Origin of the sequence: Streptomyces rapamycinicus NRRL 5491, from assembly GCF_024298965.1 — a bacterium.
Lineage (GTDB): Bacteria > Actinomycetota > Actinomycetes > Streptomycetales > Streptomycetaceae > Streptomyces > Streptomyces rapamycinicus.
Genome location: NZ_CP085193.1, coordinates 9,476,255 through 9,490,200 on the forward strand (window position 1 = coordinate 9,476,255; position 13,946 = coordinate 9,490,200).

The following is a 13,946-nucleotide window of genomic DNA, read 5'->3' on the forward strand; positions in this document are numbered from 1 at the left end:
TGACTCCTACCACCGGCCTACGACCAACCGGACCGGCCGTCAACCCACATCACCACCGGATTTAACGAACTACCGGTAGAGGACTTCGAAGTGCCCGAATCGTGCGGAGGTGACGGCATGGAAGTGGCGGGCGTCGAGGGTCGCGATCTTGGGGGTGTCCAGGCGCTCCGCCACGGCCATGACGGAGGCGTCGGTGATACCGAGTGGGAAGTCGTGGTAGCGGCCGACGAGCTCGGCGATCCGGGGCCAGTCCGGCTCTTCGACAGGTTCGACCCGAAAGGCACCTGCGGTGATGTCTTCGATGAGGGCGAGCTCGGCCTCGGCAGCCTTCTTGGCGCCGACCGCGCGCTTGACCCTGGTGTTGATGAAATAGGAGACCTCTGCCAGGACGAGCTGGGGGATCACGAGTTCGCCGTCGAAACTCTCCAGTAGGTCGACGCAGCGGGTGTGGTCAGGGTCGTTTGCGGAGAGATAGGCGAAGACGGGCCCGCGTCGACGATCAGTTTCACGCGTCGTCCGCTTCGCCACGCATGTAGGCCTTGAGGTCGCGGGCGTGGGGTGCGCTGCTGCCGGCGTGCAGCACGCCCTTGCCGCGGAGGGCGCGGATGGGACGTGAGACGACGAGTTTGGTGAGTTCTTTGGTGACCAGCTCGTCCACGGTGATGCCCTGGGCCGCCGCCAGCTGGCGCAGGCGGGCCTCAAGGTCTTCGGGCACCTGAATCGACATGCGGCCAGCATATCGCGGGGCACGCTTCGGGGGCCGTCTACAGGGCGCGCATCCGTGCGAGGCTGCCTCGAGCGGTCAGAAGAGCTTGGTACGGCTGTGTACGATCCCGAACGGATCACTACCGTGCGCAACGAACTATCGCGGAGAGTTGCCATGCCGCTGGGGGTCAAGGGGTCGCAGGTTCAAATCCTGTCGTCCCGACGGTGTGATGTCGCAGGACATCGGAATGACCCCGAACCCACGATTGGGTTCGGGGTCATCGTCGTTGTGGGCCGGGTGGGCGGCCGGTTGGCTGGTAGTCGCGGCTGGGGTCAATGGTCAGGTCGCGGAGGAGTTCGCCGGTGAGGGCGTTGACGATCCGGATGTCCAGGTCGTTGATCAGCATGATCACGTGGGTTCCGGTGTGGGTTCGTCCGACGCCGATGTGGTGCAGGCGTCCGGCCAGGCGGAGGGTGACGATGCCGGATTTGTCGATGCGGTCGTGGCGGATGCGGATGCGGATGCGGATGCGGATGCGGGTGTGGGTGTGGGCGTCGCGGCTTTGGGCCGGTAGGGCTTTGGGTCGGGTGGTGTAGATGGTGGCGGGGGGTGGCTCGGTGAGGCAGGGACCGGTGGGGGCGCTGGTGGTTGTAGGCGTGGGTGAACCGGTCGATGAGGGTCTGCAGGTGGGGGAGGGCGGTGGGCTGGTCGGGCTGCGCGCGGAGCCAGTTCTTCATCGTCTGCTGGAAGCGTTCGACTTTTCCGCAGGTGGTGGGGTGGTTGGGGGCGGCGTTCTTCTGGGTGATGTGCGGGCGGCGCAGTTCGTGTTCCAGGGCGTTGCGGCCGCCGCGGCCGCCTGAGAGGCGGGTGGTGAACACCATGCCGTTGTCGGTGAGGGTGGAGGCCGGGATGCCGTGCGCGGCGACGGCCTGGCGGAAGGTGTCGAGGACGATCGGGCCGGTCACCCGGGGCCGGCAGGTTACGTGCAGGGCGTAGCGGGAGCAGTCGTCCGGCCAGGTGAGGATCTCGGTGTCGGTGCCGGCTTTGTCGGCGAGGCGGTAGTGGGTGAAGTCGGCCTGCCAGGTCTCGTTGGGTAGCGCGGCCTGGAAGCGGATGTAGGACGAGCGGGGCCGTTTCCTGGGCGCGGGGACCACCAGGCCGTGGGCGGTCAGATGGCGACTGATCGTGGCCCGCGACACGCGCAGTTGGTGATGCTGTTGAAGATGCCAGGCGATCGTCTCCGGCCCGGCGTCCGGGCCCTGCTCGGTCAGCTCCTTGCGGACGCGGACGATCAGGTCGACCGTGCCTTGGTCGAGCGCGGTCGGCGAGGTCTTCGGGCGTCTGGAGCGCGGCTCGAACGCCACCTCGCCCTCGGCTCGGTAGCGGGCCACCAGACGGCTGACCCAGCCCTGCGACACCCCGTAGGCGCGAGCGACCTCGCCCTGGGTATGGCCCTCAACGACGACAGCAGTGATCACCAGACGCCTCTTCGACATCGTCAGACCTTGTCCCCAAAGTCATGCCGATGTCTTGAGACACCCCATTCCTATGTCCTGAGCGAGCACACTGTCGTCCCGACGGTGTTATTGCAGGTCGGAGGCCGTTTCCACCGGAAGGCGGGAGCGGCCTTTTCGGTTGGTGGTCGTTGGGTGGTCGTAGCGCTATTCCTCGCGGTCGAGCTGCTTGGCGATGGCATCGACGGCTCGGCGGGCCGCGGGCTTGGTGAGGTGGCCGTAGATGTTGGCCGTGGTGGAGATCGTGGAGTGGCGCAGGGTCTTCGAGACGATGGTCAGCTCGACGCCGTGGGTCAGCGCCAGCGTGGCGGCGAGGTGGCGCAGGTCATGGACGCTGGTGCGCGGGACGCCTGCCTGGCGGGCTAGGTAGTGGAAGTGGTTCAGGACGTACTCCGGGTGCAGCGGGCGTCCGTCTTCGCGGTGGAAGACGAATCCGCCGCCTGGGTCGCTGGGCGCGTAGCGCTCAGTATTGCGCCGGGTGAGGATGGCGTGGATGCGAGGTGAGAGGGCGACCCAGTCGCTGCTCTTGCGGGTCTTCGGGCGAGCCAGGACGAGCTTGTTGTTGTCGATCGCCGAGAGCGTCCAGCGGACGTAGACGGTGTGGGCCTTGAGGTGGACGTCGTCCCAGTGCAGGCCGAGGGCTTCGCCTTTGCGGAGGCCGGTGCCGATGAGGAACTCGATCAGGTCGGCGAAGTCCGGATCGTTCGCATGGCAGTGGTGCAGGAAGCGGATGGCCTGGGCCGGGGTCCAGATGGTGCGTTCGACGGAGGCCGGGCGGGGGATCACGGTGGGCCGGACGACGTTCGTGGGGAGTCGGTGCTGGCGGACGGCGTTGCCGAGCGCGCTGGAGAGGGTAGCGAGGATGTGCCACACGGTGGGGCGTCCGCGGTCGGCGAAGTGGTCCTGGCTGGCGGTTGCGCATATGGAGGCGAGTCGCCTGCGTCGCGGCCGAAGACGCGCCAGGCCAGCGCGAGACGGCCGAAGCTGCCCAGCTTGTAGAAGTCGGCGAAGCCGCCGAGTAGGAAGGCGTGCGAGGCCAGTTGGGGACGCGCCGCCTCCTCCGCCCAGACGGGAACGCTCGCCCAGAAGCTCTGTAGATCCTTGCCGAGCAGATGGGCCCACTCCTCACTGGTCCAGGCCCAGTAGGAGCGGCCGGTCTCCGCGCACCGCAGCAGAACCACTGCGGCGGCATCCAGCCGTCCCCGCCGGCGGTGCGACGTGGCCAGCTCGTGCAGCGCGGCAGCAGCGTCGTCCAGAGGTCGCAGCAGCCGCCGGATCGCGCGCCAACCCGGGGCATCAGGATCGTGACGGGCCATCCGGCGCAGGTTGACCAGGCCCAACTCCGCGATGGCCCGCTTCTCCGCAGGCCGTACGGCGGCGGCGGTGTCATAGCGACGCGGGTCGATCGGCCACCTCCAGCGGTCGGACGGTTCCGGGTTCGTCGAGGGCGAGACGAGCGCGGTCACCGGCCAGCCTCCCCAGCGGAAACGTCCCTGGTGAGGGCCTGGATGCGCCAGGCGTGGATGTGCTCCATGCCGCGGGCGAGCTTGTCGGCCAACTCGCGGCCGGACAAGTAGATGTCGCGGGCGAAGAAACGGCCGACTCTTTCCCGCGCATGGTTCCAGGAGCCCGAGACCATGAGTCCGACCAGGGATGTGGTTCCGGATGCCGCTAGGGCGGCCAGCTCTTCCATCGATATCCTCCAGGTATGGCCTGCGTCGTCGTGCCCATGGGAGGGGGGATGTGGGCAAAGCAACGCTCTCAGGGTCCGGAACTGTCGCCCGCTGCGCTGTCCATGCCGAAGTCATCGTTGAATGGGGTCGTGGGCGCGTCGAAGCGACGTAACAGTTCTTCCGCCGTTTCGTTGCGACCTTGGGTGACGAGGATTTCGGCGATCTGTCGTGTGAGGATTCCGCGTCGGACATCGTCGGCATCCAGGCCCATTCCCCGAAGGAATGCGTCGAAGTGGTCTGCCGTGGAGCCTGTCTGTCCCAGCGGCCAGTCGGCTGTTCCAGGATTGTCTGCTTCTCCAGGTTCCGTGTCTTCGGCATTCGGCGGTGACAGTAGGTGCAGGAGGCGCTCAGGAACGTCGGTGTCATTGGCCGCTGAGGTCAGCTGGGCGAGGAGGCCAAGGTCCTCCACGGTCTTGTGTACCTGATCGTCGTTCTTGGCCAGCCACCACACGACGGCGCTGCCGGTGTCCTTGAGGACGTCGTCGCCCAGGTATTCTCGTTTGCTCTGCTCGTACTTCCTCTGGTGCTCCCAGACGGCCTTGTCCTTGCGTACTGAGGCGAGACTCTCCAGACGTTCCTGATCGTGTTCGGAGAGAGTGAGGGTGATGGCCTCGGCCATGGCTTGGAGGTGTCCCGTGGGCTCGGGTTGCATTCTGCTCAGTGCACCGCTGAGTCCGTGCTGGACGAACGAGGCCCAACCGGGTTCACGATCCTTGGTTATCGCGCGGGCGCGCTTGAGGACTGCTTCGACCGCCAGCCCGGCAGGATTGACGATCGGTTCTTCCGCTGGTTTGCCCGTCGGGCACCAGCGGACGGTTGCGGAGAACAGGAAGTCGTAGTCCTCCCAAGCGCTCGGCAGCGAGACATGCGAGATCTGCTCCTCCCTCCGCTCTACGGGCACCGGAGGGAGGTAGGGCGTCAGCTCGGGAGGTAAGGACCGAGAGCGGATGCCTGCGATCTTTGCGATCAGCAGAGGAACACCGAGGAGCAGGGCAACCAGTGCGGACCAGGCCCACCATGGCCAGTTGCCGCATATGGCGACGATGGTGAGCAGCAGGCCGCAGAGGACGGTGAGGAAGACGGTCACTGTCTTGGCGCCGGATGTCATGATGTTGTTTCCTCGGAAGTGTGTCGTGGTGGCTGCTGCCGTACGCCCTGAGCTGTGGAGATCTTCCGGAGGAGGAGATCGGTGAGGGCAGAGCCGTGTTTTCTGCCACCGGGAGCCGTGAGTTCTGCCCTTCGTGCGGTGGAGTACAGGGCTCCGAACACCTCTCCTCGACCGGCTGCGCCGCTGACCAGGATGTCGAGGAGTGGGTCTGTGTGATGTTCGTCGGAGCATGCGGTGTGCAGCCAGTGCCGCACATGCTTGTCCCATGCGGATAGCGGGAGTCGGTCGAACACCATGTCCCATCCTGCGATCAGCTGATCACGGACGACGGTTTCACCGAGGAGGGAGCGGGCGCGTCCGCCCAGGTGCGTCAGGGCTGCGGGATCAGAAGTCTGAAGGAAGAGGTCAATGTCTGCCGGCCAGGAGGTGGGCCTGTTGACGAGCCGGTGCAGTATGCGTCGGCGCAGACGGTGGTCCTCCTGCATCAGCCGGCAGAGAGCATCACGTGCGCGAGTGGTGCGGCGCTCCCGCCTGGCCAGGTGATGGAGGCGGACCAGCGCCTGGTCTGGGTGTTGTACCGCGATCACTTCGGCGCATACCTCGACGAGGACCTGCGCGAATGGTTCGCCCAGCCGGTCGCTTCTGGACCAGTCATAGATCTTGTCCCGGAAGGAGGGGCCGTGCCGTTCGTCGAGAAGACCGCCCTCCAGTGCCTGTGCGGCTGCCCGCAACCGCCGCGCGGTGGTGGGCACCGCGGTCCACTGCTCCGCGAGTGACGCCAACTCCTCACACCGGCCGGTGCGCATGTATTGGTCCGACAGTCGCCGTACCACGTGGTGGCGGTCGTCCGGGGACAGCACCGGGTCGGTGAGCTCCACGGCCCGCCCCACCCAGGTGCCCAGGTGCTCGCGGAGGTCGGGCCTGTGGTCCCAGAAATGGGTTCGGACCGCGCTGTCGTACTCGAGTTCCTTGAAGCGCACCGCCCCGTGCTGGGTGAGTCCGGCGGACACTTCTTCCAGTCGCATGGCCAGGTCCGCGTGTTCCAGCAGCGGGCGGTCGTCCTTGGGATGGTCGACGGCATGTAGCAGGAGGGTGGTGGCGCTGTGTACGGCATCGGCGTGGGCTCCGTGCAGCATGGCCGTGGTCAGCAGCAGTGCCCGCTGCGGTCCTCCGGTCATGGTGGCGACCTGCTTCGCGACCTGCGGACCTCGGTCGGCCAGGGCTGCGCGGGCGATCTCACACCAGTCGATGAAGCTGTCCTGGGCTCGAGCGGCTGCCTGTGCCCGCACGATCAAGCTGGCGAATTCGGCGATTTCCCTCATCGGTCGTGGTGTGTCAAGGAAGTCGGACACGGCCGGAACCGAACGGATCCGGTCGGCCTGCGGAAGGCCGTCTTGGCGTAGGTGGCGCAGCAGCACCTCCATGCCTCGCGGGCGAAAAATCTCCACGCGGTGCCGATCGAGCTCCACCGGTAAGCGGTCCGTCCGACGCAAGGGCAGGACGACCACGAGGTGAGCGCGGTGGTCGAGCACCGTCTTGCGGAAGGACGGAAGCTCCTCCAGCACTTCCGTCCATCGCGATTCGTCCGCGGCTGCCAGGTCCAGCAGCAGTCGCTCCTCGTCCCCGACCAGGTCGAGATCGAGGAGGGATTCGCCTTCCTCACCGGGCAGCAGCTCGTGGAATGGGCCGACATCGCGGCGTAGCTCGTGAAGAAGGACGCGGGCCGCTGACGTTCTCCCGCTACCGGGGGCGCCATCCAGCAGCACGGTACTGGTCTCGGCCAACATGTGGCGTGCCTCGCCGAATCCGCTCGGATGGACGAACCGCTGCCAGAGCCACAGAAGTTGGTCTTCGGCGAGGCGCCGTGGGCCGCGGCCTTGACGGTCCTTCCCGAACGCTTCGAAGATGAGGTTGATCTGGTCCCCGAGACCACTGTGGACCGGGCCGCGTGGGTCGTGGATCCGTGATTCGGCGGAATCGCTCACCGGTCGTCGTCCTCGCGGCGGGGGCCATCACCGAAGCGCTGGTGAATGCCTCCCTGATTGTCCCCTTCGAAATACGTCATACCGTCGCCGGAGAAGTGCCGCCCGCCGGAGATGTGGCGTGAGTTGTTGTAGATGTCGCCTTTCCCCGCGTGAACCGGGCCCGAGCTGTCTTTGATCACGGTACCCACATCCCCGGTGATGTCCCGGCTCTGTACCACCGGGCCGTTGACCTCCCCCGTCGCGTTGCTCACCGCGCCGGCGCCGGGGGAGGGCCGGTCGTGGCGCTCGTGTGCCTTGAGCGATGGCACCATGTCGGCGACCACGTCGCCGAGGCGCCTGAGATCCGCCACCGCGTTCTGCATGTCCAGCCGGACGGATTGCAGCGGTTCTGGCCCTGGATCTTGTAGACCTGCGGGGCTTCGAACAGGTTGTTCGTCGTATCGCTCATGATCACTGTCGAGTTCGTGCCGAAGCTGCCCGGGAAGTTCCGGATCGGCATACTGGCCCGGTAGATCTTGCCGTTGTCACCGGCGAAGAACAGGTACATGTTCGTCCCGTCAGCGATGAGCGTCTGGTCGATGGGTCCCGTTCCGGGGCCGGGGATGCTTCCGGAGAAGAGCACCTGCGGGGATGACCAGCCATTCGGGTTGGTGGGGTCGCTCGACGTCCGGTAGGAGAAGGCGGTCCCACCCCATTGGTAGGCGAGCACTCAGATGTTCTTCGGTGCGAAGTAGAAGAGCGTGGGCGCGACGGTGGAAGCTGACATCGTGTTCTGGCTGGCCGAGGCCATCTCCGACCAGTTGGTGAACAGGCCGAAGTTCATCGAACCCCATTTCGTCCCCGTGTCGTGCGTCGTCGCGTAGACGAGTTGCCTGCCGTTGTAGGGGACGACAGTGAAGTCCTTGAGTGAGACCCACCCCGGCTTGGGCTGTGCCAGTACGCTCGTTGATGTCCAGCGGTATGTCGACGGAAGATCGCACGGGCCGGGGTTGTCGCCGCCGACCTTGACGAGCTGCCACTGCTGGTTGGTGCCGCCCCAGTCGTCGTACTGGACGACGTTGGCGTTGTCGGCGGTGGAGGCACCTTGTACTTCGAGGGCCTTGTTGCTGTGGCGCGCGATGAGTCTCACGTAGCCATCCGAGCTGTCGGCCAGCCGCCACTGCTGGTTGGTGCCGTTCAGGTCGGCCCACTGGACGATCGAGTCCCCGTTCGTGGTGGACCGGTTGTAGACGTCCAGCACCTTGCCCGAGTGGCGGGACTTGACGCGGTAGTAGCCGCGTCCGGAATCGACGAACTGCCACTGCTGCTGGTTCTGATCGTTCCTGGTCCACTGGGTGATGCGGGCGCCGTCGTCGGTCGCCATGTTGTAGACATCCAGGGCCTTGCCGCTGTTGCGGTTGACCAGCACATACGAGGCGTTGGGGGCTACGGTCGCCGCGCCTGCGGGCTGGGCACCGAGGAAGGTGGCCACGAGCAGCAAGGGCGCAAGGGCGGCGAGTAAGCGTCTTGGGCGGACTGGGGGCGGGCGGTGAAACTACATCAGCGGGCCTCCTTGGGGGCGGAGGTGAGGTGTCCCCGATGAACCGCGGAGCGGACGTGTCCGGGGGCAGGGGCAATCTCGAAACATTTCGAAGAAATTCCGGATGCTCTGACGCCACAAGTTAGGAATGTGGGGTCCTCTGGTCAAGGCCTGGCGCCGATCTGTCCACAAACAGCGCCTCCCCTTTGGGCTTGGCGAGCGGTGTCCGCACACACGCACTCGTCCCGGACCCGGCCCGGCCCTACGGAATCTGTCGACGACGGCGCCGGGGGTTCGCTGTCCGGCTCACCAGGATTCCGGAAAGTTTCGGGCGAGGAACGGAAACTTCTTCTGCGGGGAGTATTGACGATCCATCGTCAATGCCTCAATCATCCCTGTCTGAGGAACCGGTCATGGTTCGAGATGTCGAACCATGTCGGTGCTGCACGGCAGATCCCCGCATGGCTGCAGGCCAGACCCGCGCACCAGATCCTGCGCCACCCCGTCACGTTCCGGTGAGGTTCGTACCAGCGCATCCAGGCTCTTCGCGCAGTTGGAGAGGTACCCATGACCGCGGTGTCCGGTGATTCCGTGCTGCCCGGGTTCCGGTCCCCCGTCCGTCTGCCGAGGGGGAGCGGACGACGCATCCCCCTGCGCCTTCAGTCCTTCCGTGATTCCTACCTTGGAGGCACAGTCATGGGCTCCTATGCCCTTCCCAGACCCGCTATCCGCCGGAAGATCCGCGGCCTGCTGTTGGCGCTGGTCGTCGGCGTCGTCGCCGCACTGGTCGCGCCGCCGACCGCACACGCCGCCGAGAACACGCTCGGCGCCGCGGCGGCGCAGAGCGGCCGCTACTTCGGCGCCGCCATCGCCTCGGGCAGGCTGGGCGACTCGGCGTACACGACGATCGCGGGCCGTGAGTTCAACTCGGTGACGGCCGAGAACGAGATGAAGATCGACGCCACCGAACCGCAGCGCGGCCAGTTCAACTTCACCGCCGGTGACCGCGTCTACAACTGGGCGGTGCAGAACGGCAAGCAGGTGCGCGGCCACACCCTGGCCTGGCACTCCCAGCAGCCCGGCTGGATGCAGAGCCTCAGCGGCAGCACGCTGCGCCAGGCGATGATCAATCACATCAACGGCGTGATGGCCCACTACAAGGGCAAGATCGCACAGTGGGACGTGGTGAACGAGGCCTTTGCCGACGGCAGTTCGGGAGCCCGGCGCGACTCCAACCTGCAGCGCACCGGCAACGACTGGATCGAGGTCGCCTTCCGCACCGCGCGCGCCGCCGACCCGGCGGCCAAGCTCTGCTACAACGACTACAACATCGAGAACTGGACCTGGGCCAAGACCCAGGCCGTGTACTCCATGGTCCGGGACTTCAAGCAGCGCGGCGTGCCGATCGACTGCGTCGGCTTCCAGTCGCACTTCAACAACGGAAGCCCCTACAACAGCAACTTCCGCACCACCCTGCAGAACTTCGCCGCCCTCGGCGTCGACGTGGCCATCACCGAACTCGACATCCAGGGCGCCCCGGCCGCGACCTACGCCAACGTCACCAACGACTGCCTGGCAGTCCCGCGCTGCCTCGGCATCACCGTCTGGGGTGTGCGCGACACCGATTCCTGGCGATCGGAGCAGACGCCGCTGCTGTTCAACGGTGACGGCAGCAAGAAGCCCGCCTACTCCGCCGTCCTCAACGCACTCAACGGCGGCTCCACCACGCCCCCTGCGGATTCCGGACAGATCAAGGGCGTCGATTCGGGCCGCTGCCTGGACGTGCCCGGCACCAGCACCACCGACGGCACCCAGCTCCACCTGTGGGACTGCCACAACGGCACCAACCAGCAGTGGACGTACACCGACGCCGGCGAGCTCAGGGTCTACGGCAACAAGTGCCTGGACGCCGCCGGTACCGGCAACGGCTCCAAAGTCCAGATCTACAGCTGCTGGGGCGGTGACAACCAGAAATGGCGCCTCAACTCCGACGGATCCATCGTCGGTGTCCAGTCCGGCCTCTGCCTCGACGCCGTCGCAGGAGGCACCGCCAACGGCACCCTGATCCAGCTCTACACCTGCTCGAACGACAGCAACCAACGCTGGACCCGCACCTGATGGGACATGCCACAAACCAAAGGGTGAATCGCTGAAGACCTACGGTGCCCGCACCTGGAGTGGAGCCAGGATGATCCTGGCTCCACTCCGTCGACGTGGCCGCCGTGGGGCCGGATTTCGAAGATTCCACCGTTACCACTGACTGATGCCCAGCGACTACGTCAACGTCACCGTCGGGGTGCGGACCACGTACGTCCGTGGCATGGCCACCGAAAGCCCATCGGTGCTGGATGATCTGGCGCGGCTGCGGCCGCTCGTCACCCGGCCGCTCGTGGCGTCCCACGCCTTTCGTACCGCTTCCGCGATCGGCGAGGCCTTGGCGGCCGGAGCCGACCTGGTGGGGATGGCGCGCGCACTCATCGCCGATCCGGACCTGCCGCGCAAGGTGCTCACCGGACGTGCGGCGGAGGTCCGGCCCTGCGTGGCCTGCAACGAGGACTGCCGGACGTTCGACCCGGTGCTGCTGTGTGTGGTCAACCCGGACCTCGCGCCGCCCGGCGAACCGCGTCGGCCCGCCGCACCGCTGGTGCGCGCGTGGGACCAGGAACGCGTCACCGGACAGCGCGTGGCCGTCGTGGGGGCGGGACCGGCGGGCCTGGAGTGCGCGCTGAGTCTCGCCCGCGCCGGGGTGGCGGATGTCGTCCTCTTCGAGGCCGCCGACCGGCTGGGCGGACAGCTCGCCACGGCGGCTCTGGCACCCCACCGCACCGGTTGGGCCGCGCTGCTCGGCTTCTACGAACGGGGGCTGTCCGCCGCGGGTGTCGACGTACGTCTGGGGCGGACCGCGGGGCCGGGCGCCGAACTCGAAGGATTCGACGCCGTGGTGCTGGCCACGGGCGCGGTGGAGACATCGCCGCTACTGGAGACTGGGGCCATGGCCTCGTCGGTCGCGCTGGCGCGGGGAGTTCCGTCGCTGGCCGGTGCCGCGCAGGTGCTCGTGGCCGATGACGGGTTCGGCTGGTGGCCGGGGTGCGACGTCGTGGAACTGGCCGTAGCCGCGGGGGTTCCCCGCATCACCTTCGTCACGCCGGGAACGGCCTTCGCCGGGGCGATCCCGCCCGAGAGCCGCGTCCAATTGCTGGAACGTCTTTCGGGCACCTGCGAACTTGAGATCCTGCCGTTGTGCACGGCGACCGGCATCGGGCCCGAGGGCGTCACCGTCGCCCACCGCATCTCCGGAGGGACCACCACTGTGCCTGCGGACGGTGTCGTCGTGGTGGGGGAGAGGCGCCCGCGCTCCGCCCTGGACTGCGCCGCCCCCCTGGTGCTGACGGTTGGCGACGCCGTGGTGCCGCGACTTGTGGCGCACGCGATCGCCGTGGGACGGGAGGCCGCCGTCAGAATCGCCACTGGGAACTGCCGAGCCGCACGCGCGGCCTGATCCTCGCCGGCCACGCCTCATGACGCCCGTCGCGGTGGTACCGGCATGATGCGGACTGGACGGGAGGTCCGGGTCAGGACATACCCGGCCGGCAGCGTCAGCCCGGACGACTTCGAGGTGGTCCGGGTCCCTGTGCCCCGGCCCCTTCGCGCCGGGTGATGCCGTGTGGCACGCCCAGGGCTGGCGCGAGTACGCCGTCGTGGACGCGGGGGCCGAGCAGCTCAGCGGACTCGGCACCCTGACACGCCTGGACGTCGGCGCATGCGAGCCGCAGTGGTATCTCGGCCCGCTGGGCGGTATGGGATTGACGGCCTATGCCGGTCTGCACGTCGTTGACGCGCTACGAGGTGGAAACGGTCTGGATCTCGGCCGCTGCGGTGGCGGTGGGCAGCTTGGCCGTGCAGATCGCGCGGCTCATGGGCAACCGGGTAGTGGCCAGTGCGGGCACTGACGACAAGGTCGACTGGCTGCGCGACCGCTTGGGCGTCGATGCCTTCAACTACCGGACGGGGGACTTCGAGGCGAGGCTGGGCGACATCGCGCCTGACGGAATCGACGTCTATTTCGATTCCGCCCGGGGGACCCATCTCAAGGCTGCCCTGTCGTATCTGAGGGGGGCGGGCGCGTAGCGATGTGTGGCTCGATCTCGGAGTACGAGTCCGGCTCGGCCGGGCCACGGAACCTGTTCCTCGCGGTGTCCAAGGACCTGACCCTTCGTGGGTTCCGCGGGGGCAGCAACCTGCATCTCCTGGGGCAGATGCAGCGCCGGATGACGGCACGGCTTCGCAGCGGCGAGCTGGCTCATCGCGAGACCGTGTTCGCGGGCTTGGAGTCGGCTCCGCACGCGCTGACAGAGATGATCGCCGGCCGAACGACCGTGTTGGGATCGTCGATCGGCGGGGGCAAGAAGGGGTGGAGCGGTCTGGCGTTCGCGATGCCCTGGTGTGGTCGGTGTCCGTTGTAGAACTGCTCGAACTCGCGCAGGGCGTGGAGGAGGTGTCGCTGGTTCCAGATCAGTGTCCGGTCCAGGAGCTCGCGGCGACAGGTCTGTGTCCAGCGCTCCGTGATCGAGTTCATCCTGGGCGTCTGGATGCCGCTGAGGACGACTTCGATCCCCGCGTCCCTGAGGACGGCATCGAAAAGGTCGGGGAACTTCCCGTCCCGGTCCCGGATCATGAACCGTGCCCGGCAGCCGGTGTCTTCGAGGTCCATGACGAGGTTCTTCGCCGCTTGCGCTACCCAGGATGCGCTCGGATGCGCGGTGGCGCCCAGGACGCGGATCCGGCGACTGCCGTGTTCGATCACCGCGAGCACGTACATCCGTACCCCCGACAGCGCGACTGTTTCCATGAAGTCGCAGGCCAGCAGGGCATCAGCCTGGGAGCGCAGAAAGTCGGCCCAGGTACTGGAGTTCCGCTCGGGCGCCGGGTCGATGCCGGCCTCCTTCAGGATTTCCCAGACGGTGGACGCACCTACCCTCACTCCCAGCACGAGCAGCTCGCCGTGCAGGCGCCGGTGCCCCCAGCTCGGGTTCTCCTTCGCCAGGCGCAGCACCAGGATGCGGATGGAGCGCACGGTGCGCGGTCGTCCCGCGTGAAGCAGCGCCGCCAGGAACGCCCGATCGCTCGGCGAGAACCGGACCTTGCCCTTGCCGAGTTGGCGTTCCAGCACGGTGATCTGGTGGCGCAGCGCGAGGATCTCCGCGTCTTTGGCCCGGTCGGTCATCGGCAGCAGGCGCAACATCGCGAACGCGTTTGTCACGCCCAAGTAAGCCAGTCGCAGCAGCACGATCGATCATCATTGGCGCGCGGACCACCGACTACGCGAGAGTGCCGACTCGAGCTACCGCGGCCAAGATTTCGGGAAACCTGAAGAACCGCCC

At 67.1% G+C, this 13,946-nt stretch carries 15 protein-coding genes and 1 pseudogene; 5 read left to right on the top strand and 11 right to left on the bottom strand.

From position 1 onward, the window contains the following. Window positions 1–69: 69 nt before the first annotated feature. The 8 genes from LIV37_RS39980 to LIV37_RS40015 form a co-directional block, all read right to left on the bottom strand. Window positions 70–528, bottom strand: a complete 459-nt coding sequence (locus LIV37_RS39980; RefSeq protein WP_243146075.1) for a type II toxin-antitoxin system VapC family toxin — start codon at window positions 526–528, stop codon at window positions 70–72. Continuing rightward, window positions 506–727: a hypothetical protein gene (locus LIV37_RS39985; protein ID WP_020872744.1), complete on the bottom strand. Its 222-nt coding sequence runs from the start codon at window positions 725–727 to the stop codon at window positions 506–508. The genes LIV37_RS39980 and LIV37_RS39985 overlap by 23 nt, the downstream gene beginning before the upstream one ends. Window positions 728–1,038: 311 nt before the next feature. Next, window positions 1,039–2,202 carry an integrase core domain-containing protein gene (locus LIV37_RS39990; RefSeq protein WP_202979584.1) on the bottom strand — a complete coding sequence of 388 codons (1,164 nt, stop codon included), beginning with the start codon at window positions 2,200–2,202 and terminating at the stop codon, window positions 1,039–1,041. Between the two features lie 165 nt (window positions 2,203–2,367). Next, window positions 2,368–3,006 (bottom strand): tyrosine-type recombinase/integrase, encoded by a 639-nt coding sequence (locus tag LIV37_RS39995; RefSeq protein WP_020872745.1) that lies wholly within the window; start codon window positions 3,004–3,006, stop codon window positions 2,368–2,370. Then, window positions 3,003–3,686 carry a hypothetical protein gene (locus tag LIV37_RS40000; protein ID WP_158634854.1) on the bottom strand — a complete coding sequence of 228 codons (684 nt, stop codon included), beginning with the start codon at window positions 3,684–3,686 and terminating at the stop codon, window positions 3,003–3,005. The genes LIV37_RS39995 and LIV37_RS40000 overlap by 4 nt, the downstream gene beginning before the upstream one ends. After that, window positions 3,683–3,913, bottom strand: coding sequence for a hypothetical protein (locus tag LIV37_RS40005; protein WP_020872746.1), 231 nt, complete (start codon window positions 3,911–3,913; stop codon window positions 3,683–3,685). Before LIV37_RS40005 ends, LIV37_RS40000 begins: the two co-directional genes overlap by 4 nt. A 68-nt stretch (window positions 3,914–3,981) precedes the next feature. After that, complete coding sequence (locus LIV37_RS40010) at window positions 3,982–5,061, bottom strand: hypothetical protein (RefSeq protein WP_020872747.1); 1,080 nt, start codon at window positions 5,059–5,061, stop codon at window positions 3,982–3,984. Further along, window positions 5,058–6,569 (bottom strand): hypothetical protein, encoded by a 1,512-nt coding sequence (locus LIV37_RS40015; RefSeq protein ID WP_254807143.1) that lies wholly within the window; start codon window positions 6,567–6,569, stop codon window positions 5,058–5,060. Before LIV37_RS40015 ends, LIV37_RS40010 begins: the two co-directional genes overlap by 4 nt. A 3-nt stretch (window positions 6,570–6,572) precedes the next feature. Here LIV37_RS40015 and LIV37_RS40020 point away from each other — a divergent pair, with 3 nt between their 5' ends. Together LIV37_RS40020 and LIV37_RS40025 are read left to right on the top strand one after the other, a co-directional pair. Then, window positions 6,573–6,764: a hypothetical protein gene (locus LIV37_RS40020; protein WP_254807144.1), complete on the top strand. Its 192-nt coding sequence runs from the start codon at window positions 6,573–6,575 to the stop codon at window positions 6,762–6,764. Between the two features lie 111 nt (window positions 6,765–6,875). Further along, window positions 6,876–7,028 carry a hypothetical protein gene (locus LIV37_RS40025; protein WP_208928898.1) on the top strand — a complete coding sequence of 51 codons (153 nt, stop codon included), beginning with the start codon at window positions 6,876–6,878 and terminating at the stop codon, window positions 7,026–7,028. Between the two features lie 14 nt (window positions 7,029–7,042). On the opposite strand, the gene LIV37_RS40030 is transcribed toward LIV37_RS40025, so the two are convergent. Together LIV37_RS40030 and LIV37_RS40035 are read right to left on the bottom strand one after the other, a co-directional pair. Next, a complete protein-coding gene (locus LIV37_RS40030; protein WP_020872749.1) occupies window positions 7,043–7,408 on the bottom strand; it encodes a hypothetical protein in 366 nt (121 codons plus the stop codon). A 20-nt stretch (window positions 7,409–7,428) separates the two neighbouring features. Further along, window positions 7,429–8,526 (bottom strand): annotated as a pseudogene (locus LIV37_RS40035) (non-reducing end alpha-L-arabinofuranosidase family hydrolase); the annotation flags it as partial. 735 nt (window positions 8,527–9,261) lie between these two features. Here LIV37_RS40035 and LIV37_RS40040 point away from each other — a divergent pair. The 3 genes from LIV37_RS40040 (at window position 9,262) to LIV37_RS40055 (ending at window position 12,693) form a co-directional block, all read left to right on the top strand. Continuing rightward, complete coding sequence (locus LIV37_RS40040; RefSeq protein WP_020872752.1) at window positions 9,262–10,683, top strand: endo-1,4-beta-xylanase; 1,422 nt, start codon at window positions 9,262–9,264, stop codon at window positions 10,681–10,683. A gap of 145 nt (window positions 10,684–10,828) precedes the next feature. Beyond that, window positions 10,829–12,064 carry an NAD(P)-binding protein gene (locus tag LIV37_RS51865; protein WP_274596665.1) on the top strand — a complete coding sequence of 412 codons (1,236 nt, stop codon included), beginning with the start codon at window positions 10,829–10,831 and terminating at the stop codon, window positions 12,062–12,064. A gap of 332 nt (window positions 12,065–12,396) precedes the next feature. Then, window positions 12,397–12,693 carry a zinc-binding dehydrogenase gene (locus tag LIV37_RS40055; RefSeq protein ID WP_158634853.1) on the top strand — a complete coding sequence of 99 codons (297 nt, stop codon included), beginning with the start codon at window positions 12,397–12,399 and terminating at the stop codon, window positions 12,691–12,693. 172 nt (window positions 12,694–12,865) lie between these two features. Here the strand turns inward: LIV37_RS40055 and LIV37_RS40060 are convergent, their stop codons facing one another. Then, on the bottom strand, window positions 12,866–13,852 hold the full coding sequence (locus LIV37_RS40060; protein WP_020872755.1) for an integrase core domain-containing protein: 987 nt from the start codon (window positions 13,850–13,852) through the stop codon (window positions 12,866–12,868). Between the last annotated feature and the right edge of the window lie 94 nt (window positions 13,853–13,946).

What these genes read in the sequence shown, in the direction of transcription:
- LIV37_RS39985 (WP_020872744.1), bottom strand. Translation starts at nt 727, where the DNA reads ATGTCGATTCAGGTGCCCGAAGACCTTGAGGCCCGCCTGCGCCAGCTG.
- LIV37_RS39990 (WP_202979584.1), bottom strand. Translation starts at nt 2,202, where the DNA reads ATGTCGAAGAGGCGTCTGGTGATCACTGCTGTCGTCGTTGAGGGCCAT.
- LIV37_RS40005 (WP_020872746.1), bottom strand. Translation starts at nt 3,913, where the DNA reads ATGGAAGAGCTGGCCGCCCTAGCGGCATCCGGAACCACATCCCTGGTC.
- LIV37_RS40010 (WP_020872747.1), bottom strand. Translation starts at nt 5,061, where the DNA reads ATGACATCCGGCGCCAAGACAGTGACCGTCTTCCTCACCGTCCTCTGC.
- LIV37_RS40025 (WP_208928898.1), top strand. Translation starts at nt 6,876, where the DNA reads ATGGACGAACCGCTGCCAGAGCCACAGAAGTTGGTCTTCGGCGAGGCG.
- LIV37_RS40030 (WP_020872749.1), bottom strand. Translation starts at nt 7,408, where the DNA reads ATGCAGAACGCGGTGGCGGATCTCAGGCGCCTCGGCGACGTGGTCGCC.
- LIV37_RS40040 (WP_020872752.1), top strand. Translation starts at nt 9,262, where the DNA reads ATGGGCTCCTATGCCCTTCCCAGACCCGCTATCCGCCGGAAGATCCGC.
- LIV37_RS51865 (WP_274596665.1), top strand. Translation starts at nt 10,829, where the DNA reads ATGCCCAGCGACTACGTCAACGTCACCGTCGGGGTGCGGACCACGTAC.